At 64.7% G+C, this 20,511-nt stretch carries 16 protein-coding genes; 10 read left to right on the top strand and 6 right to left on the bottom strand.

The window, feature by feature from the left end; translation table 11 throughout:
* The 3 genes from ACKUUH_RS14105 to pdeM all read left to right on the top strand — a co-directional run.
* A partial coding sequence (locus ACKUUH_RS14105) for a hypothetical protein (RefSeq protein WP_407950551.1) occupies positions 1–186 on the top strand: 186 nt, incomplete at its 5' end.
* Positions 183–2,732, top strand: coding sequence for a ligase-associated DNA damage response DEXH box helicase (locus ACKUUH_RS14100; RefSeq protein WP_407950550.1), 2,550 nt, complete (start codon positions 183–185; stop codon positions 2,730–2,732). The genes ACKUUH_RS14105 and ACKUUH_RS14100, both read left to right, overlap by 4 nt.
* Positions 2,733–2,829: 97 nt before the next feature.
* Positions 2,830–3,546, top strand: coding sequence for a ligase-associated DNA damage response endonuclease PdeM (gene pdeM, locus ACKUUH_RS14095; protein ID WP_407950549.1), 717 nt, complete (start codon positions 2,830–2,832; stop codon positions 3,544–3,546).
* 193 nt (positions 3,547–3,739) lie between these two features.
* Here the strand turns inward: pdeM and ACKUUH_RS14090 are convergent, their stop codons facing one another.
* From ACKUUH_RS14090 to ACKUUH_RS14065, 6 genes are all read right to left on the bottom strand, one after another.
* Positions 3,740–4,510 (bottom strand): cytochrome c biogenesis CcdA family protein, encoded by a 771-nt coding sequence (locus ACKUUH_RS14090; RefSeq protein WP_407950548.1) that lies wholly within the window; start codon positions 4,508–4,510, stop codon positions 3,740–3,742.
* A 10-nt stretch (positions 4,511–4,520) separates the two neighbouring features.
* Positions 4,521–5,309 carry a TIGR02186 family protein gene (locus ACKUUH_RS14085; protein WP_407950547.1) on the bottom strand — a complete coding sequence of 263 codons (789 nt, stop codon included), beginning with the start codon at positions 5,307–5,309 and terminating at the stop codon, positions 4,521–4,523.
* Positions 5,306–6,226, bottom strand: a complete 921-nt coding sequence (locus ACKUUH_RS14080; RefSeq protein ID WP_407950546.1) for a sulfite exporter TauE/SafE family protein — start codon at positions 6,224–6,226, stop codon at positions 5,306–5,308. Before ACKUUH_RS14080 ends, ACKUUH_RS14085 begins: the two co-directional genes overlap by 4 nt.
* A gap of 116 nt (positions 6,227–6,342) precedes the next feature.
* Positions 6,343–9,393 (bottom strand): peptidoglycan-binding protein, encoded by a 3,051-nt coding sequence (locus tag ACKUUH_RS14075; RefSeq protein ID WP_407950545.1) that lies wholly within the window; start codon positions 9,391–9,393, stop codon positions 6,343–6,345.
* Positions 9,394–9,624: 231 nt separating this feature from the next.
* A complete protein-coding gene (locus ACKUUH_RS14070) occupies positions 9,625–10,707 on the bottom strand; it encodes a TRAP transporter substrate-binding protein (protein WP_407950544.1) in 1,083 nt (360 codons plus the stop codon).
* Positions 10,708–10,785: 78 nt separating this feature from the next.
* Positions 10,786–11,346, bottom strand: coding sequence for a CAP domain-containing protein (locus tag ACKUUH_RS14065; RefSeq protein WP_407950543.1), 561 nt, complete (start codon positions 11,344–11,346; stop codon positions 10,786–10,788).
* Positions 11,347–11,590: 244 nt separating this feature from the next.
* On the opposite strand from ACKUUH_RS14065, the gene ACKUUH_RS14060 reads away from it, so the two are divergent.
* The 7 genes from ACKUUH_RS14060 (at position 11,591) to ACKUUH_RS14030 (ending at position 20,487) form a co-directional block, all read left to right on the top strand.
* Positions 11,591–12,109 (top strand): MerR family transcriptional regulator, encoded by a 519-nt coding sequence (locus tag ACKUUH_RS14060; protein ID WP_407950542.1) that lies wholly within the window; start codon positions 11,591–11,593, stop codon positions 12,107–12,109.
* Between the two features lie 49 nt (positions 12,110–12,158).
* Entirely contained in the window at positions 12,159–13,952 is a 1,794-nt protein-coding gene (locus ACKUUH_RS14055; protein ID WP_407950541.1) for an acyl-CoA dehydrogenase C-terminal domain-containing protein, read from the top strand.
* Between the two features lie 25 nt (positions 13,953–13,977).
* Entirely contained in the window at positions 13,978–15,135 is a 1,158-nt protein-coding gene (locus tag ACKUUH_RS14050) for an acyl-CoA dehydrogenase family protein (RefSeq protein WP_407950540.1), read from the top strand.
* Positions 15,136–15,181: 46 nt separating this feature from the next.
* Positions 15,182–16,387, top strand: a complete 1,206-nt coding sequence (locus tag ACKUUH_RS14045; protein ID WP_407950539.1) for an acetyl-CoA C-acetyltransferase — start codon at positions 15,182–15,184, stop codon at positions 16,385–16,387.
* Between the two features lie 7 nt (positions 16,388–16,394).
* A complete protein-coding gene (locus tag ACKUUH_RS14040) occupies positions 16,395–18,674 on the top strand; it encodes a 3-hydroxyacyl-CoA dehydrogenase NAD-binding domain-containing protein (RefSeq protein ID WP_407950538.1) in 2,280 nt (759 codons plus the stop codon).
* Positions 18,675–18,797: 123 nt separating this feature from the next.
* Positions 18,798–19,868, top strand: a complete 1,071-nt coding sequence (locus tag ACKUUH_RS14035; protein ID WP_407950537.1) for a GlxA family transcriptional regulator — start codon at positions 18,798–18,800, stop codon at positions 19,866–19,868.
* Positions 19,855–20,487, top strand: coding sequence for a DJ-1/PfpI family protein (locus tag ACKUUH_RS14030; RefSeq protein ID WP_407950536.1), 633 nt, complete (start codon positions 19,855–19,857; stop codon positions 20,485–20,487). Before ACKUUH_RS14035 ends, ACKUUH_RS14030 begins: the two co-directional genes overlap by 14 nt.
* Positions 20,488–20,511 lie beyond the last annotated feature (24 nt).

Raw genomic sequence — 20,511 nt, 5'->3', positions numbered from 1 at the left:
CACCACACCGGATACCCGGCAAACCCGAACGCGATGGGTTTCGCAGAGGAATCCCTCGGGGAGGGTCAAAATTCGCATGGCGAATTTTGGGGCGGGGGGACGCCGTCGCCGGTCCGGGTCGCCATGGATACCCGTGGCGGCTTCGCGATGACGGCATTTGGCTTCGCTGCTACTCTCCTCCGATGAACGAACCGGCCTCAATTGTTGGCGAGGCGCAAGCCGCAACGCTCCCCCCGCTCTTCGCCCGCTGGTTCGAAAGCCGCGGCTGGCGCCCGCGCGGCCATCAGCTCGCGCTTCTTTCCCTCGCCCAGGCGGGCAAATCGGCGCTCCTCATCGCGCCCACGGGGGCTGGCAAGACGCTCGCGGGCTTCCTGCCGAGCCTTGTCGATCTCGCCGCACGGCCCGCGCCGCGAAAGCCCGCGCTCCACACGCTCTATATCTCGCCCCTGAAGGCGCTCGCCGTCGATGTGAAGCGCAATCTCGAAATGCCCGTCGCCGAAATGGGCCTCTCCATCTCCATCGAAACGCGCACCGGCGACACGCCGCAGAACCGCCGCCAGCGTCAGCGCCGCGAACCGCCCGACATATTGATGACGACGCCCGAGCAGCTCGCGCTTCTCCTGTCCTATCCGGACGCGGGCGCCTTCTTCGGCTCGCTCGCGCATCTCGTGCTCGACGAGCTTCACGCGCTCGCGAATTCGAAGCGCGGCGATCTTCTCTCGCTCGGCCTCGCGCGGCTTTCAAAGCTCGCGCCGGGCCTTCGCCGCACCGGCCTGTCGGCCACCGTCGCCGAACCCGACGCGCTTCGCCGCTATCTGATGCCCCAGCCGCAAATGGGTGAAAGCCTGAGCGAGGTCGTCGTCGCGCCGGCGGGCGCCCGCCCGGAGATTTCGGTGCTCACGCCGCTTGAGGACGGCCGCGAGGAAGTGCGCATCCCCTGGTCGGGTCATTCCGCGCGCCACGCGCTCCCCGCCGTCTACGAGGCGATCCGCGCAAACCGCACCGTCCTCGTCTTCGTGAACACGCGCTCCCAGGCCGAATTCGTCTTTCAGGAACTCTGGCGCCTCAACGAGGACGCGCTCCCCATCGCGCTTCATCACGGCTCATTGTCGGCAGAGGCGCGCCGCAAGGTCGAGGCCGCCATGTCGGCGGGCACGCTGCGCGCCGTCGTCTGCACCTCGACCCTCGATCTCGGCATCGACTGGGGCGAGGTCGATCTCGTGGTCAATATGGGGGCGCCGAAAGGCGCGAGCCGCCTGGCCCAGCGCATCGGCCGCGCGAACCACCGCCTCGACGAGCCCTCGCGCGCCCTCCTCGTTCCGGCAAACCGTTTCGAGGTCTTGGAATGCGAAGCCGCCCGCGCCGCCGCCCTCGAAGGCGCGCAGGACGGCATGGTCGCGCGCACTGGCGCGCTCGACGTGCTCGCGCAGCATGTGCTCGGCTGCGCCTGTTCCGCGCCTTTCGATCCGGATGACCTCTATGAAGAGGTGCGCTCCGCCGCGCCCTATCATGCGCTGACGCGGGACGATTTCGGCAAGGTGGTCGATTTCGTCTCGACCGGCGGCTATGCGCTGAAGAATTACGACCGCTTCGCGCGCCTCCGTCCCAATGCGAAGGCGGAAGGCGACATGCGCCTGCGCGCCGCCTCGCCCTCCGTCATCCAGCAATACCGCATGAATGTCGGCACCATCGTCGAGGCGCCGATGCTGAAAGTGCGCATGATCAAGCGCGGCGGGCGGCGTCCCATCGGTGCGATGGGCGGGCGCTACTTGGGCGAGATCGAGGAATATTTCATCGACCAGCTTTCCCCCGGCGACACCTTCCTCTTCGCGGGCCATGTGCTTCGCTTCGAGGGGCTGGCCGAAACCGAAGCCCTCGTCACGAAGTCGAACGATCCCTCGCCCATGATCCCGTCCTATTACGGCGGCAAGTTCCCGCTCTCCACCTATCTTGCCGCCCGCGTCCGCACCATGCTCGCGCATCGCGAACAATGGTCGTCGCTGCCGCCGCCGGTGCGCGAATGGCTGGAGATACAGGCCTGGCGTTCCGTCCTGCCGGGCGAAAACAATCTTCTGGTCGAGTGTTTTCCGCGCGGCGACCGTTTCTATCTCGTCTGCTATCCCTTCGAGGGCCGCCTCGCGCATCAGACGCTCGGCATGTTGCTCACCCGCCGCCTCGACCGCGCGGGCGCACGGCCCTTGGGCTTCGTCGCGTCGGAATATTCGCTCGCCATCTGGTGCCTGCGCGATCCGGGCCTCATGCATGAGCGCCATGAATTGCCGCTCGGCGAACTCTTCGCCGAGGACATGCTGGGCGACGATCTCGATGCCTGGCTCGCCGAGTCGAGCCTGCTGAAGCGCACCTTCCGCGATTGCGCCATCATTTCCGGCCTGATCGAGCGCCGCTATCCGGGCATGGAGAAGACCGGCCGCCAGGTCACCTTCTCCTCCGACCTCATCTACAATGTGCTGCGCGAGCACGAGCCGGACCACATCCTGCTCCGCGCCACCTATAACGATGCCTCGACGGGCCTCCTCGATGTCGCCCGCGTCGCGGAGATGCTGAGGCGCATCAAGGGCCGCATCACATTGAAACGCCTCGACCGCGTCTCGCCGCTGGCCGTGCCCGTCCTCCTCGACATCGGCAAGGTGAGCGTGGACGGCGAAGCGAACGAAGCGCTACTCTCCGAAGCGGCAGACGATCTGATCGCGGAGGCGACGCGGCTCGTTTGACCCTTTGCCTCTCAATAAATACCTTTGCCTTTCAATAAATAGAAGTGTCACCCCGGCGAAAGCCGGGGCCCATGGGCCTCTCGACTGGCGCCGCCGAATGTATGAGCTGAAAGAAAAAGACCCTCGCCTCGAAACCCATCCCTCGCTCCGCGTCTGCGGCGTGAGCTTCGATCTCATGCCCGAAGGCGCGGCGTGGGCACCGGACGAGCGCCTCCTCGCCGTCGCCGATCTCCATCTCGAAAAAGGCTCCGCCTTTGCTGCACGCGGCATCGCGCTCCCGCCTTACGACACGCGCACCACCATCGCCCGTCTTGAAGCGCTTGTCGCAAAGTTGAAACCGCAAACCCTCGTCGCGCTCGGCGACAGCTTCCATGACGGCGACGCCGAACACCGGATGGACGAAGAAGACGCCGCGCGCCTCGCGCGGCTTTCAAAGTCGCTCGACTGGATCTGGATTGCGGGCAACCACGATCCGGTTCCGCCTCGCGCCTTCGGCGGCGCGGTGATGGAGGAACTTCGCGTCGGCCCGCTCACCTTCCGTCATGAACCGCGGGCAGCGCCCTCGACAGGCGAGATCGCGGGCCATCTTCATCCCTGTGCGGCGGTTCGCGTGCGCGGCCGGCGTCTGCGCCGCCGCTGTTTCGCGTCGGACGGCACGCGCATGATCATGCCCGCCTTCGGCGCCTATGCAGGCGGCCTCAACGTGCTCGACACGGCTTACGACGATTTGCTGCCCGGTTTCGACTTTCACGCCTGGATGATGGGTGCGCGCACGGTTATCCCCGTTTCGGCCCGCCGCCTCGAAGCCGACTGATCGAAAAACTAATCCCCACCCTCCCCTCGGGGAGGGTCGAAATTCGCGCCGCGAATTTCGGGGCGGGGGCAGCGCCAGACAAAAGCATCGAAAACCGGGGACTACTTTTTTCAAGCGGTCTCCGGGCACCATTCATGACGGTTCGATGACATTTCGATGACAGTCGCCCGAAAAAGCGCCGCTTTATCCCCGCTCAGCCGAGCGTGCCGAGCACCGGAAACGTCTCGATCAGGAAGATCGCGATCCGCTCGAAATTTCCCGTCAGCATCATCAGGCCCGTCACGGCGAGCAGCACGCCGGCCGCGATTTCGACTTGTCGCATGTGCCGCCGGAACTTCGATGCGAAGCTCAAAAATCCGCGTACGGCGAATGCGGCGGCGAGAAACGGTATGCCAAGCCCCAGCGAATAGACGGTGAGCAGAGACGCACCGGCAGCGAGACTTTCCTGCGCCGCCGCAATGGTGAGGATCGTCGCGAGAATGGGGCCGATGCACGGCGTCCAGCCGAAGGCGAAGGCAAGTCCGAGCAGATAAGGACTTGCAAACTGCATCAGATAGCTTCGCTCGCCCTCGCCGCTTCCTGCGATGTGGAAGCGCGCGTCGCGATTGAGGAAGGCGATGCGGAAGAGCCCCATATAGTGAAGCCCGAATACGATGATGACGGCGCCCGCGATGCGCGACAGAAGCTCCTTGTGCTGAAGGATCAGCGGATTGATCGCGGAGGCGCTGGCGCCGAGCGCAACGAAGATCGTCGTGAAGCCGAGCACGAAGCCAGCGGCGCCGAGCGCAACGCGCAACGTCAACCCTTCGGAGGCGAGCGGCTTTCCCTCCGCGTCCTCGCGCGTCAGTTCTTCGAGCGACGTGCCTGCAATGAAACAGAGATAGGCGGGCACGAGCGGCAGCACGCAGGGCGAAAGAAAACTGATGAGCCCGCCAAGCGCCGCGGCGAAATATCCGACTTCCATTTTCTCGTCCTTACCGCCGCGCCATCACAGCCGATGCAAGCCAGCCCGCGAAGGCTGCGACCAGCACGGCGATCATGCCATAGAGCAGCGGGTCCGTATGCGCCATGCGGTAGAGAAACCGTTCGACGCCGCCCTTCTCGATATAAAGAGGCGATGAGATCGTGTCGATGATCTCGCCGTCCTGAAGCAGATAGACCTTCGCCGTGTAGAGCCCGACAGGCACTTTCGCGGGAATGTCGACAGTCGCGCGGAAGAGCGTCTGCCCGAGAAAGGTGACGCCGCCGGGCACGTTGATGTAAAGCCCGTCGCGCCGCTTGTTACGGATCAGCGCCTTCCAGAAGGCGCGCTCCTCGTCCGGCGGCAGGATCTGCTGCGTGCCGTCGATGGCATGCGCGATGGGCGTGCCGGGGTCGATGTTCTCGATGCCGATGCGCAGCGCCTTCAGCGTCTCCGGCGTTGCCGTCACTTCGAGCGGCCGCGTGCTCGCGATCGCGTAATAGCCCGGCACGCTTGGATAGGTCACGCTGTCGTGGTTGACCCAGATCGCCGTCATCTGTTCCTTGCGCCGCACGGTCATCGGCCGCGACGGGCCTTGAACCACCACGACGATGTCGCGGTTGAGCGCACGAGATCCGGGCCGCGCCGCTTCCACCGCACCGAACAGAAGGATCTGCGTGCCCGTGAAGTTCGAGCGGATCGCAACCTGGTGTTCGGAGAGATCGGTGACGAGCTGGTCCGCGCGCACAGGCGCCGCGAAAGCAAGAAACGCAATGAACAGTACCGCCGCGCGCCGCATCATGAGAGCGGCTCCGCTTCGATCACGGAATAGAGATCGGGCGGCGTGCTCACGAGATCGTAGCCGAGCCGCATGCCGATGAGCAGGAGGATGGCCGCGAGAAGCGCGCGTAGTTGCTCCGCCGGCATCTTCTCCGCTGCCCGCACGCCATATTGCGCGCCGATCACGCCGCCGACGACGAGCAGGAAGCCAAGCACGATGTCGACCGCCTGGTTCTCCACCGAATGCATGACGCCGGTGAGCGCCGCCACGAAAACGATCTGGAAGAAGGACGTGCCGATCACGACATTGGTCGGCATCCGCAGCAGATAGATCATCGCCGGGATCATGATGAAGCCGCCGCCGACGCCCATGATGGCGGAAAGCGTGCCGACGAAATATCCGACGAGGATCGGCGGGATCACGCTGATATAAAGCTTCGAGCGCCTGAAGCGCACTTTGAAGGGCAGGCCGTGGATCCAGCTGTGGTGCCCGCGCCGCGTCGCTGTCCGCCCACCGCGTGCCGCGCGTATCGCCTGCACGCTTTCGACCATCATCATCGCGCCGATCACGCTCAGGAAGAGCACATAGACGATGGAGATCGCGAGATCGATCTGTCCGATTGCGGCAAGGAGCTTGAAGAGATAGATGCCGCTCAGCGAACCGACGACGCCGCCCGCAAGCAGAACGCCGCCCATCTTGAAGTCGATGGACCGTCTCGTGAAATGGGCGAGTGCGCCCGTCACCGACGATGCGACGACCTGCGTCGTCTGCGTGCCGACGGCGACGGCGGGCGGTATGCCGAGAAAGATCAGCAGCGGCGTCATGAGAAAGCCGCCGCCGATACCGAACATGCCTGAGAGAAATCCGACCGCCGCGCCCATGGCTAGAATGGTCAGGATGCTGACCGGCAACTCGGCAATCGGCAGATAAATTTGCATCGCGCGCGCAGCTCCGGTTGCCGGAGACCTTCAGGGCAAAATCGCCCCGGGAAGGCAATTGGACGCGGATTGGGGTAGCACGTCCCCCCGCCGATTCCTAGCGCTGCGATGAACGATCAGTTGGGCGTTGCTTCAAGCATGGCCAGCGTTTCGCGCGTCACCGTCCCCGTTGTCTCCAGCCCTTCTGAAAGCTGGTATTCGAGTATCGCATCCCGCGTCCGCGGGCCCATCATTCCGTCGGGCGAGCCCGCGTCATAGCCGATGCGGTTGAGGATTGCCTGTGCCCGCGCGATGTCGGCGCGCGTCACCGGTCCGGCGGCACTCCCTTCAAGCGAGGAGACCTCCCAGGTCTTCAAGCTGGAGATGTCGCCATTCGCAAGCGGGTCGGGCTTCTTCGCACTCCACGTGCCGGAGGCGACCTTCGCGCGGGCGAGGTCTTCGGGGCTGAGTTCCGTTGCCAGCGCATCGCGCTTTGCGGCTGCGCCCTTGTCGCCGCCCTTCGCCGCGATGTCGAGCCACTTGTAGGCTTCAATCGGGTTCTTCGCGACGCCGAGGCCGCGCTCGTTGAGGATCGCGAGATTGTACTGGCTGTCACCGAGGCCGTAATCGGCGGCTTGCGTGAACCAGCCCGCCGCCGTCTTGAAATCCTGCGCGGTGCCGCGTCCTTCGGCATGGATGACGGCAAGATTGTGCATCGCCTTGACGTTGCCGCCCTTCGCCGCCTTCTCGTACCATTCGCGCGCCTTGGTGTCGTTCTGCGGCACGCCGCGGCCCTTCTCGTACTGTGCGGCCAGCCGGTATTCGGCAACGGTCAGCCCCTGCCGTGCCGCACGCTCGAACCACTTGGCGGCCTCCGCCATGTCCTGTGTCACGCCTTCGCCGTCGGCATAACGCAGGCCCACTTCGTATTGCGCCGCCGCGTCGCCGCGCGTTGCCGCGTCCATCAGCGTCACCTTTGCAGGCTCGACCGGCGCCGTTTCGACGGGCGTCGAAGGGGCAGGCGTCAGCGAAGGTGCAGGCGTGAGCGTCGCCGTTCCGGCGGGCTTGGCGGGTGAGGTTGCCGGTGCGGGTTGAACCGCGGGTGCTTTCGGGGCGGGCACCAGCGCTTCTTCCGGTGTCGACGTTCCTGTGGAGGTGGCCGCCGGCGCCGCTTCGCCGCTCGCCGCGGTATTGTCGGCGCCGGTGCCTTCCGGACTGGCCTCCGGATTTTTCGATGTCGCTTGCGGATCGAGCACGCTCGGCGCGGGGACGGTTGCACCGTTGTAGCCGGTCGCGGGCGCGGTCGGCGCCGGGCCGCCGCGCAGCATGATGTAGGCGCCCGCCAGCACGGCGAGCAGCACGAAGCTCGCGGCCACGCCGAGGATCAGCTTGCGGCGCCGGCCTTCTCCCTGATCCTGGGCAGGGAAACGGGTGGAGGCATCCGCAAAGCCGGGCGTCGCCGCCGCGCCGTAATAGGGTTCCTGCCTTACGCCGCCACCATCGGCAGCGGCCTGCGCGGCGCGCCGGGCGGCCGCCAGAAAATCATTCGCTGCGCGCTGCCCGGCATTTTGCACCGGTTCCTCAGGATCGGGAGGAATGATGCCGTCGTCGATGTCTTCCTGATGCGCGTCGTCGTAATCGTCGTCGAGCTCCGCCACAAAGGGCGGCGCTTCAGCGTCGTCTTCGTACTCGTCATGCGCCTCATAACGGAATTCGTCGCGCACGGCAGGAGGTGGTGCGTCATGCGTGTCGAAGGGCGGCGGCGTTACCGGCGCGGGCTCGCGCCGCACGCTCTCATACCCGCGTCCCGCATCGGCGGCGCGCGCATGAACCTGTGGCCGTTCCCAGTCGGTCGGTCCGAAAGCGGGTCCGAGATTGCTCCCATAGGCAGGGCCGATCATCGGCGGTGCATCGAAGTTCGGCAGCCCGAAGCCCGGCCCGGCAGGCGGAAAGCCTGCGGCAACGCCGCCCGCGTTGAGTTGCGGTGAAAGCGTTGTCCGCGCCTTCACGGCTTTCGTTTCCTTTTCGAGATGGCTCAGCCGGCCTGTCATGCGCTCGATCGTCGCTTGCAGCGACGACAGCGCTTCGCGGTCGCGTTTCTCGCTTACGCTCAGGTTCTCGCCGATGCCGGCAACCGCCTTCTCGACAGCCTGCGCGGCCTCCATCGTCATATGTTCGTTCTGCTCGAGCCGCCGCGTCATCTGTTCGAGGCGCGCGACGAGGACGTCGGGAACTTCGGTCCGCCGCGAATGGTCGATGTCTTCGAGCTTCTTGACGATCCCGCCGACCGTTGTTTCGAGCGCCTTCGCGGTCTGGTCCGCGCGATGCTCTGTCTGTTCGATGCGCTGCGCGATCTGCTCGAGGCTCTGCTGCAGCCGCTCGATCGTCTTGCGCTGGCTTTCGGCGTTCGACTTTTCCTCGATCGCCTTCAGCGCCGCTTCGACGGCCTGCGGGCCGATGCCCGTCACGCCCTGTTCCATTTTTTCGAGGCGCGTGGCGAGCTGCGTCAGCGTGCCTTCCAGCGCCTGCGCGCGGCGCTTGGCTTCCTCGCGTTCGGTTTCCTGTTCGGCATTCTCGATGCGGTTCGACAGCGTGGAGAGCGTCTGGCGGATTTCCGAAAGCGTGTCGTCGGTTCGCCGCTCGGACGTTTCGAGATGGTCGACGACCGAGTTGAGCGCTTTTTCAAGTGTCTGGATCGCGCGCGTGTCTTCGCCGCGAGGGCCGCGGCCGCGCTCGGCGCGCTCCATGCGTTCCCCGAGCTGCTGAAGTTTCCGTTCCAGCGGATCGAGTGCGCGCGCTTCGGGATGCCTGTCTTCCATGTCGTGCTCCGACTGGTCGATGCGCTGGGCGAGATGGCCAACCGTGGCCTCGAGCTTGCGCGTCATCTCTGCCGTGCGGCGTTCGCTGCTGTCCACGCGCTGCACGAGTTCGCGCACGGCTTCCGCGACCGGACCGAGATCGATTTTCGGTTCCGGCATAGAGACCTGCGGCGCAGCCGGTTGCGGCTGGCTGTATCGGGATTGAGACATCTCAGGGTCCTGTTGCCCAACTTCGTCGGTGCCGGTGTCCATGATGACCTGGTTCAGCCACGCGCCGAGCGTCACGCCCGCGCGTCGCGCTGCCTGCTTGGCAGCTTCCCGCGCCTCGGGCTCAATACCCTTGACGCTCCATGGAACCCCCGGTCGCATCCGAATCACTATGCCCGTTAACCCTTTGGGCCAGTATAAACCGCGCTATCTGGTATTTCTAAACACGGACTGGCCCAAAATCTTGTTGCGGTCGCTGATCTGGCCGCCGGCAAGCGGAAAGCCGCCGGGGCGTGCTGTTTCAGCACCCCTAATAAAGCGGCAAGCTCGGTAAATACGGCGTTAACCGGGACTGCTAAGTGCGTGCCATGCCGATATTTCTTCGAAGAAGGCTCATCCGGCCGGATGGCCGTTCCGGAGCCTGAGCATCGCGGCGTCGCTCCACTTCGACCATTCGCGGGCCTTGGCGAGATAGTCGCTGTAGGAGGTGGCAATGCGTCCGGAGAGATCGCTCGTCGCGGCGAGCTCCGCCAGCACCTCGTTCGACGCCTTCGCCATGGCGGCGGCGACAGGCTCCGGCCATTCGCGAAGCTCCGTGCCGCCGGTCGCGACGAGGCGGGCAAAGGCCTCGATATTGTGGAAGGTGAAATCGGCCAGCGTCTCGGCCGCGGTGGCGAGCGCCGCCCCGCGCACGATCTCCTGAAGATCGGCGGGCAGGGCCTCGAATTTCTTCTTCGAGACGAGAAGTTCGAGCGACGGCCCTGCCTCGTGGAAGGCGGGCAGGTAGTAATATTTCGCGACCTTGTCGAGGCCGAAGGCCATGTCGTTCCAGGGCCCGACCCATTCCGCCGCGTCGATCGCGCCGCTTTTCATCGAGGTGAAGATTTCGCCGGGCGGCGTCAGCACGACGGAGACGCCGAGGCGGCGCATCACTTCGCCGCCGAGCCCCGCGATGCGGAAGCTCAAGCCCTTCAGATCGTCGAGCGTCGTGATTTCGCGGTTGAACCAGCCGCCCGCCTGCACACCGCTCGAACCGGCATAGAAAGGCAGGACGCCGAAAGGCGCATAGGCCTCTTCCCACAGGGCCTGTCCGCCGCCATAGGCGAGCCAGCCCGCCGTCTCGGGCGCCGTCAGCCCGAAAGGCACGCCGGTGAAATAGTGGAAAGCCGGGTTCTTGCCCTGCCAGTAATAGGGCGTCCCGTGACCCATTTCGCAAACGCCCTGCGACACGGCATCGAACACTTCGAACGGCGGCACGATCTCGCCCGCGCCGTAAAGCTTCACGGTGAGCCGCCCGCCCGACATGGCGCCGATCCTGTCGGCGAGGCGCTGTGCATTGACCCCGACGCCCGGCGCGCCCTTCGGCCAGCTCGTCGCCATGCGCCACTCGATCCTGTCTGCTGCACTTGCCGATGTGACGAGCGCCGGCAGCGCGATCGCGCCTGCCGCCGCGCCGAGAAAGTCTCTGCGTTTCATGATGTGAGCCCCCGGGAAACAACGTGCCGCAGCATCTCACCGGCGCCGCGCTTCGGCAACGCCATTCCCGGGCGGCGTTCAGGGGCCGGCAAAAACCTGCACGGCGACGATGCGGTCGCCCTGCCGCGCGACGCCGACACCGCTATCGGTCATTTCCGGCGCCCTGATGTTCTTCCGGTGCATCGGGCTCTCGAGCCATTTCTCGACCATTGCCGCCGCCAGCGCCGCGTCGCTCATTGCCCCGTAGCTCGTTCCCTCCACGACCTGAATGTTTTCTGCGACGCGGCCGGTAAACCCCGGCTCGACGGCGAGCACGCGCTCGCGCGGCCCTTGAGCGTCGGGATTGAAATGGCCAAAAAAGCCGCGAAGCTCCATGTCCGCCGCGTGCACGGCCGCCGCCCGCTGCAGCTTCGCATCGGGGGCGAGCCTGCCGAGATTGTTGGCCGCGCGATAGCTGTTGATCTCCTTGAGGATCGCCGCGCTGAGCGCCGGGTGGTCCTGCGCGGCGGCGCTCGCCTGCACGGGCAGGCTCGTCCGGTTCACTTCCTGCAGTTTCGGCTCGCTGCTCCCTTGCGTCGCACAGCCGGCAAGGGCGGCGATCGCCGCTATGGCAAATCCGGCGGCGGCAATGCGGCGCATCTCTTTCCTCCCTCGATGGACGGGTGCTGGTCTCCCCGGTGGGGCCCACTAGACCATCTGGAAGCGCGGGCACCAAAAAGATTTCATGACACCATTGACGCTTACGTCAACGTCAACTAGATTCCGGTCCACTTTTAGAAAACGGCTGAAAACAGCCGAAAAATCATAATTTTGTAAATCTCGCGACACCGTACAGCTCCTGCGAGGGGCGGGTGACGCGCGGTCCGAAGTCAGGGAGAAAGTCATGGAACAGCAGCTTCGCGCGGTCTCCGGCACGGCGCCCCGGCACAATGGCGCAGAGATGGCGGGGGTAACCTTTTCGATCACGGAACTCGCCGACGAATTCGGCCTCACCACCCGCGCAATCCGCTTTTACGAGGACAAGGGCCTGCTCACGCCGGAACGGCGCGGCCAGACCCGCATCTATCATCCGCGTGATCGCGCCCGCCTGACGCTCATCGTGCGCGGCAAGAATGTCGGTCTCGCTCTTGGCGAGATCAAGGAGATCCTGAGCCTCTACGACCTGCAGGACGGTTGCGAGACACAGAACCGGGTCGCCGTCGGCAAGTTCCGCAAACGCATAGCTCAACTCCGCGAACAGCGTCAGGAGATCGACCTCCAGATCAGGACGCTCGAGGAAAGCTGCGCGCGGCTCGAAGCCCAGATCGAACGGCAGGTAAAGGACGCGGGCCAGGATATTCCGGCGCCGAAATCGGCCGCCCGTCCGGCAAAGACGAAGAAGCTGGAAAAGGCTATCGTCTGAGGTGACGCGCCCTTGACGCAAGGGCGGGCTTACCTGCCGGAGGAAATCCATGCCGATCTACAAAGCGCCGCTGCGCGAATACCGCTTTCTGCTGAACGAGCTTCTCGACATCTCGCAATATGCGAGCCTGCCGGGCTTCGCGGATGCGCCGGCCGATCTCGTCGACGCCATTCTCGAGGAAGCGGCGAAGCTCACGGAAGAGGTGCTGCTGCCGCTCAACCAGATCGGCGACCGTGAAGGCTGCAAGCTTGAAAACGGCGTGGTGACGACGCCGAAGGGCTTCAAGGAAGCCTACAAGCTTCTCGTCGACGGCGGCTGGCCCGCCCTCGTTGCAGACACGGCCTATGGCGGCCAGGGCCTTCCGAACGCGCTCGGCGTCGTCTTCAACGAAATGGTTTCCTCGGCGAACATGGCCTTCGGCATGTATCCGGGCCTCAGCCATGGTGCCTACTCCGCGCTGTCGCAGCACGGCACGCAGGAGCAGAAGGACAAATATCTGCCCAAGCTCGTCACCGGTGAATGGACGGGCACCATGAACCTCACCGAGCCTCATTGCGGCACCGACCTTGGCCTCCTGCGCAGCAAGGCCGTTCCCGTCGGCGACGGCTCCTACAAGATCAGCGGCCAGAAGATATTCATCTCCGCAGGCGAACACGATCTCGCCGAGAATATTCTTCATCTCGTGCTTGCCCGCATTGAGGGCGCGCCGGAAGGCGTGAAGGGTATTTCGCTCTTCCTCGTGCCCAAGTTCTTCGTGAACGACGACGGCTCTCTCGGAAACCGCAATGGCGTCTCCTGCGGTTCGCTCGAAGAGAAGATGGGCATTCACGGCAATGCCACCTGCGTCCTCAACTACGACGAAGCCATCGGCTGGCTGGTCGGCGAGGAACACAAGGGGCTGCGCGCCATGTTCACGATGATGAACGAAGCGCGTCTCGGCGTCGGGCTCCAAGGCCTGTCGCAGTCCGAAGCCGCCTATCAGAACGCGGTGGCTTACGCGGTCGAGCGCATTCAGGGCCGTTCGCTCACTGGGCCGAAGGAAGAGGCCAAGCCCGCCGACCCCCTGATCGTCCATCCCGACATCCGCCGCATGCTGCTCGACGTCAAATCCTTCAACGAAGGCGCCCGCGCGCTTCTCCTCTGGACGGCGCTGCATGGCGATCTGTCGCATCGCTCGGATGACGAGAAGACACGCGAATTCGGCGACGACATGATGGCGCTGCTGACGCCCGTGCTGAAGGGCTACTTCACCGACCGCGGTTTCATGAACGCCGTCGATGCGCAGCAGGTCTATGGCGGTCATGGTTACATCGAGGAAAACGGTCTCAGCCAGTTCGTGCGTGATGCGCGCATCGCCATGATCTACGAAGGCGCGAACGGCGTGCAGGCGCTCGACCTCGTCGGCCGCAAGCTTGCGCAGAATGGTGGGCGCGCCGTCTTCGCCTTCTTCAAGGCGATCGACGATTTCGCGGCGGAAAACGGCAACGACGAAAAGCTCAAACCCTTCGTCGAGCCGCTCGTCCGCGCCCGCAAGGACCTGGAGGCGGCGACCCTCTGGTTCATGGAAAACGCGCTCCAGAACCCCGACCACGCCGGCGCGGGCTCCACGCCCTATATGCATCTGTTCGGCGTCACCGGTCTCGCCTTCATGTGGGCGAAGATGGCGAAGGTCGCCCATGACAGGCTTGCCGCCGCAAAGGATGGCGACAGGGCCTATTACGAAACGAAAATAAAAACAGGCCGCTACTACATGGAACATGTCGTGCCCGAGACGGCGACGCATCTCGCGCGCATCCGTCACGGCGCGGACCCCATGATGGCGCTGGCCGCAAACGAGTTCTAACAGGACGTCTCAGGGAGAACGACGAATGAGTCTGAATGCCGCTTACAAATCCCCTTGGCTGAACGAGGAACTGGAAATCCTCCAGAGCGCGGTCGCCAAATTCTACGAGAAGGAATTTCAGCCTCACGTCGAGCGTTGGGACGAACAGGGTTGTGTGGACCGCGACGCCTGGCTGAAGGCGGGCGAGGCCGGCATTCTCTGCGCCTCGATCAAGGAGGAGTACGGCGGCGGCGGCGGCAATTTCGCGCATGAAATGGTCATCGCCGAGGAACAGGGCCGTGCCGGCATTTCCGGTTTCGGCAACTCCGTCCATTCCGGCATCGTCGCCCACTACATCCAGTCCTACGGCACCGAGGAGCAGAAGAAGAAGTGGCTCCCGAAAATGGCGTCGGGTGAAATCGTCGGCGCCATCGCCATGACGGAGCCGGGCACGGGTTCGGACCTTCAGGGTGTGAAGACGACCGCCAAGAAGTCCGGCAACCAGTATGTCGTGAATGGTCAGAAGACCTTCATCACCAACGGCCAGCAGGCAAACCTCATCTGCGTCGTCGCCAAGACCGATCCGGCCGCCGGCGCCAAAGGCACCTCGCTCATCATGGTCGAAACGGAGGAGGTCGAGGGATTCCGCCGCGGCCGCAACCTCAAGAAGATGGGTCAGAAGGCGCAGGACACCTCGGAGCTCTTCTTCGATGAAGTGAAGGTGCCGACGTCCAACCTGCTCGGAACGGAAGAGGGCAAGGGCTTCATCCAGCTCATGCAGCAGCTCCCGCAGGAGCGCCTCATCATCGCCGTGCAGGCCTGCGTCGCGATGGAAATGGCGCTCAAATACACGAGCGATTATGTGAAGGAGCGTACCGCTTTCGGTCAGCGCATCCTTGATTTCCAGAACACGCAGTTCAAACTGGCCGAGTGCAAGACCGAGGCGACCATCGCCCGCGTCTTCACCGACGATTGCGCAGTGAAACTGCTCGACGGCAAGCTCGATCCCACCACGGCGGCCATGGCCAAGTGGTGGACCACGCAGAAGCAGAACGAAATCGTCGACACCTGCCTGCAGTTCTTCGGCGGCTACGGCTACATGATGGAATACCCCATCGCGAAGCTCTACACCGACGCCCGCATTCAGAAGATCTACGGCGGCACGAACGAAATCATGAAGATGCTGATCGCCCGCACGCTGTGAGCGGGCGTTTCACGACGGCAAACAAAGTCCCCCAGGGAGACATCGAATGACCGAATGTTATGTCTACGACACCGTGCGCACGCCGCGCGGCAAGGGCAAGAAGGACGGCGCCCTGCACGAAGTGACGGCGCTCGAACTTTCCACGCAGACGCTGAAGGCGATCCGCGACCGCAACGGCCTCGACACGTCGAAGGTCGATGACGTCGTGCTCGGCTGCGTCGATCCGGTGGGCGAGCAGGGCGGCGATATCGCCCGCATCGCCGTGCTGAATGCGGATTACGCCGAGACGACCGCTGGTGTGCAGGTCAATCGCTTCTGCGCCTCCGGCCTCGAGGCGACCAACATGGCGGCCGCGAAGGTCATGACCGGTGAAGCCGACATGGCGATCGGCGGCGGCGTCGAATCCATGTCGCGCGTCGGCATGGGTGCGTCGGGCGGCTCCTGGTCGACAGATCCGCAGATCGCCTTCAAGTCCTACTTCACGCCGCAAGGCATCGGCGCCGACCTCATCTGCACGAAATACGGCTTCTCCCGTGCCGACGTCGACGCCTATGCCGTCGAAAGCCAGGTGCGCGCGAAGAACGCCTGGGACAAGGGCTACTTTTCGAAGTCCGTCATTCCTGTGAAGGACATCAACGGCCTCACCATTCTCGACCATGACGAGCACATGCGCCCCGAGGCGACGATGCAGTCGCTCGCCGCGCTCCAGCCCTCCTTCGCCTCGCTTGGCGAATTTGCCTTCGACGGCGTCGCGCTCGACCGCTACCCGGAAGTGGAGGAAATTACTCATGTCCACCACGCGGGCAACTCGTCCGGCATCGTCGACGGTGCGTCCGCCGTGCTCGTCGGCAATCTCGAAACCGGCAAGGCGATGGGCCTGACGCCCCGCGCCCGCATCCGCGCCATGGCGTCCATCGGTTCCGAGCCCTGCATCATGCTGACAGGCCCCGCCGACGTGTCGCGCAAGGCGCTGAAGAAGGCCGGCATGAACCCGGAAGATATCGATCTCTACGAACTGAATGAAGCCTTCGCCGCCGTCGTGCTGCGCATGATGCAGTCGCTCGACATTTCTCACGACAAGATGAACGTCAATGGCGGCGCCATCGCCATGGGTCATCCGCTCGGCGCCACCGGCGGCATGATCCTCGGCACCGTCCTCGACGAACTCGAACGCCGCGATCTCTCCACAGCCCTCATCACGCTCTGCGTGGGCGCGGGCATGGGCACGGCAACCATCATCGAACGCGTGTGAGGCACTGATGACCACTTACGAAAACTTCAAATTCGAAGTCGATGGCGACGGCATCGCGCTCGTCACCTGGGACATGCCGAACCGCTCGATGAACGTGCTGTCCCAGAGCTCCATGGCCGACATGGCCTCGATCATCGAAAGGATCATGAGCGACGACGCGATCAAGGGCGCCGTCCTCACCTCCGGCAAGGACGCCTTCTGCGCCGGCGCCGACCTGTCCATGATGGGCGGCCAAGCTGGACCAAAGGAGGTCGGCGGCTCCGGTGAAGGGTCGCAGGAAGATCGCGTCAAAGCGATGTATGAGGGCAACCTCAAATTCAACATGCTGCTGCGCTCGCTCGAAACCTGCGGCAAGCCGGTTGCGGCCGCGATCAACGGCACGGCGCTTGGCGGCGGCCTCGAAGTCACGCTCGCCTGCCATTATCGCGTGGTGAGCAACAAGCCGAAGACGCAGATCGGCCTTCCCGAAGCCAAGGTCGGCCTCCTGCCCGGCGGCGGCGGCACGCAGCGCCTGCCGCGTCTCATCGGTGCGCAGGCGGCCCTGCCGCTCATCCTTCAGGGCACGGCGCTGACGCCGGAAAAGGCCGTGCAGTCCGGCATCTGTCACAAGCTCGTCGAGCCCGGCGAGGAAATCGCGGCGGCAAAGGCCTGGCTCAAGGAAGGTCTCGCCCAGCCAAAGATCAAGCTCGGCAAGAAGGGCCCGGAAGTCTACGCCATCGCCGTGCAGCCCTGGGACCGCGAAGGCTATCGTGTCCCCGGCGGCGACCCGCACTCGAAGGGCGGCGGCCAGGTCTTCACCATCGGCAATGCAACGCTCCACAAGCAGACGCATGGCAACTTCCCGGCGCAGAAGTTCATCATGTCCTGCGTCTATGAAGGCCTGCAGGTGCCGATCGAGGCGGGGCTCCGCATCGAGACGCGCTACTTCACCAAGCTGCTGATGGATCCGCGCTCCAAGGCGATGATCCGTTCGCTCTTCCTCTCCATGCAGGAACTCGGCAAGGGCGCGCGCCGTCCTGCGGGCGTTCCCGCCTTCACGGTGAAGAAGCTCGGCATTCTCGGCGCCGGCATGATGGGTGCGGGCATCGCTTACGTGTCGGCCCAGGCCGGCATGGAAGTCGTGCTCCTCGACATGGATCAGGCCAATGCCGAAAAGGGCAAGGCCTATTCGGAGAAGCTCCTGAAGAAGCAGCTCGAGCGCGGTAAGACCACGCAGGACAAAGCCGACAAGCTTCTCGGGCTCATCAAGCCGACGACGAATTACGACGATCTCAAGGGCGCCGATCTCGTCATCGAGGCCGTCTTCGAGAACCGCGACATCAAGGCGGAGGTGACGAAGAAGTCCGAGCCCATGCTCGCTGCAGGCGGCATCTACGGCTCCAACACCTCGACGCTGCCGATCACCGGCCTCGCCGAGGCGTCCGCGAAGCCGGACAACTTCATCGGCATCCATTTCTTCTCGCCCGTCGACAAGATGCAGCTTGTCGAAATCATCATGGGCAAGAAGACGAGCGACGAGACGCTCGCCAAGGCCATGGACTATGTGAAGCAGATCAGGAAGACGCCGATTGTCGTCAATGACAGCCGCGGCTTCTACACCTCGCGCTGCTTCGGCACCTATGTCGGCGAAGGCATCGCGATGCTGGGCGAGGGCGTGCCCCCGGCCATGATCGAGAATGTCGGCAAGATGACCGGCATGCCGATGGCCCCGCTCGCGCTCAACGACGAGGTCGCGCTTGACCTCGCCTACAAGGTGCGTGAGCAGGCGAAGAAGGATCTCGGCGACAAATACGTCTCCGGTCCGGCGGATGTCCTCCTCGAAAAGATGGTCGTGGAGCTTGGCCGCGCCGGCAAGAAGGCGGGCAAGGGCTTCTACGACTATCCCTCCCCGGAAAACAAGGACGGCAAGAAGAAGCTCTGGCCGGGCCTTGCCGGTCTCGTCGGCAAAACCCGAGACCCGGACGACCTCGACGTGCAGGAGCTGAAGAACCGCTTCCTCTATATCCAGGCGCTCGAAGCCGCACGCTGTTTCGAGGAAGGCGTGGTGACGGACGTGCGCGACGCCGATGTCGGCGCGATCCTCGGCTGGGGCTTCGCGCCCTGGTCCGGCGGGCCGCTGTCGCTCATCGACATGGTCGGCACGGCCGCCTTCGTCGAACAATGCGACAAGCTCGCCCGGAAATACGGGCCCCGCTTCACGCCGTCGAAGCTGCTGCGCGACATGGCCTCGAAGGGCGAGACCTTCTATGGCCGCTTCGCGCCGAACAAGGAAAAGGCCGCCGCCTGATCGCGGTTGCCACGCGAAATGAATGGGCGGCCCTTCGGGGCCGCCCTTTTCCTTGCCCTGTTTGGCGGAAAATGCGTGTTCTTTGTCATTTCCGCCAACCCCGCCGCGGCCTAGTCTTCCCCCATGGCCAGACCCGCGAAACCTTCAAAGCTCAGCCCCGCGCCTCGCCGCGTGATGATGCTCGTCTATGACGCGGCGCAGATCCTCGACATTGCCGGACCCGTCCAGCTTCTCTCCACGGCGGTCGACCCGGTGACGGGCGAGCCCGCCTACGAGATTGAACTCGTTGCCGAAGAGCGCGGTCCCGTCGCCATGACCTGCGGCCTCGTCCTCCGTGCAAACCGCGCGCTCGCCGACGTTTCGCCGTCGGACCTCGCCAGCCTCGACACCTTCATGGTTTCGGGCGGTGAGGGTTCGCGCACGGCGATGGAAAACGAGCGCCTGCTGGCCTTCGTCCGCCGCGCCTCCCGCGCTTCCCGCCGCACCGTCTCCATCTGCACCGGCTCGGTCATTCTCGCCACCGCCGGCCTTCTCGATGGCCGCCGCGCGACGACCCATTGGGCCTATGCGCCGACCATGCGCCAGCGCTTTCCGAAGGTCGTCGTGGAAGAGGATGCGATCTATATCCGCGACGGCAAGGTCTGGACCTCGGCCGGCGTGACGGCGGGCATGGACCTCGCGCTCGCCCTTGTCGAGCAGGATCTCGGCCGTGACATGGCGCTCACGCTCGCCCGCCATCACGTCATGTATCTGATGCGGCCGGGCGGTCAGTCGCAATTCTCAGCGCAGCTCGCCGCGCAGCGCGTGGAGAATGCGCGTCTCGCGAAGCTTTGCGCCTTCATCGTCGAGAATCCGTCCGCCGATCTTTCCGTGCCCGCGCTTGCCGAGCGCGTGGCGATGAGCGAGCGGAGCTTCGCGCGCCACTTCGTCGCCGAAACGGGCTTCACGCCGGCGCAATTCGTCGAGCGTGCCCGTCTCGACGAGGCTTGCCGCCGTCTCGCCAATGGCGAGGTCTCGCTGGACGCCATCTCGGCGGAAGCGGGCTTCGGCGCCGCCGAGCGCATGCGCCGCGCCTTCATTCGTCATCTCGGCGTCACGCCGGGCCGCTACCGCGAACGCTTCCGCACCGCGCGGCGCGATCTCCTCCCTCCTCCCGCAACCTCCCATCCGAGAGACAGACATGACCTTCACTAGCGAAAAGAGCCGCAACATCGGCATCCTGATTTTCGACGGCGTCGAGGAACTCGATTTCGTCGGCCCCTATGAAGTTTTCACAATGTCGAACGAGACGCATGGCCGCGAGGGCCGCGAGCGTCCGGACAAGGTCACGCTCATCACCGAAACGGGCCGCGCGGTCACCGGCGCCAAGGGCATGACGGTCGAGGCTCATGCAAGCATCGCCGACGCAAGCAAGCTCGACCTCCTGCTCGTGCCGGGTGGCATCGGCACACGCCGCGAGGCGGAGAACGAGGCGCTTCTCGCCTGGATCGCGAAGACGGCGGAAACCTGCGAATGGGTGACGAGCGTCTGCACGGGCGCCATACTTCTCTGCGCCGCAGGTCCGGCAAAGGGCAAGCGCGTCACCACGCATTGGACCTACATTGCCGCCCTTCGCGAAGGCAGCGGGGCCGCAGCCGTTCTCGAAAACATCCGCTATGTCCGCGACGGCAATCTCGTCACGGCGGCCGGCGTCTCGGCCGGCATCGACATGGCGCTCTGGCTTGTCGGGCAGATGCACGGGGAGGATCACGCGCGCCTCACACAGCTTGCCATGCAATACGATCCCGCCCCGCCTTACGCCGCGGCTGTTTGATCGCTATTCTGCCCCTCCAGAAAA

Origin of the sequence: Parvibaculum sp., from assembly GCF_045863935.1 — a bacterium.
Taxonomy (GTDB): Bacteria; Pseudomonadota; Alphaproteobacteria; order Parvibaculales; family Parvibaculaceae; genus Parvibaculum.
This window is presented reverse-complemented; position numbering and strand designations above follow the sequence as displayed.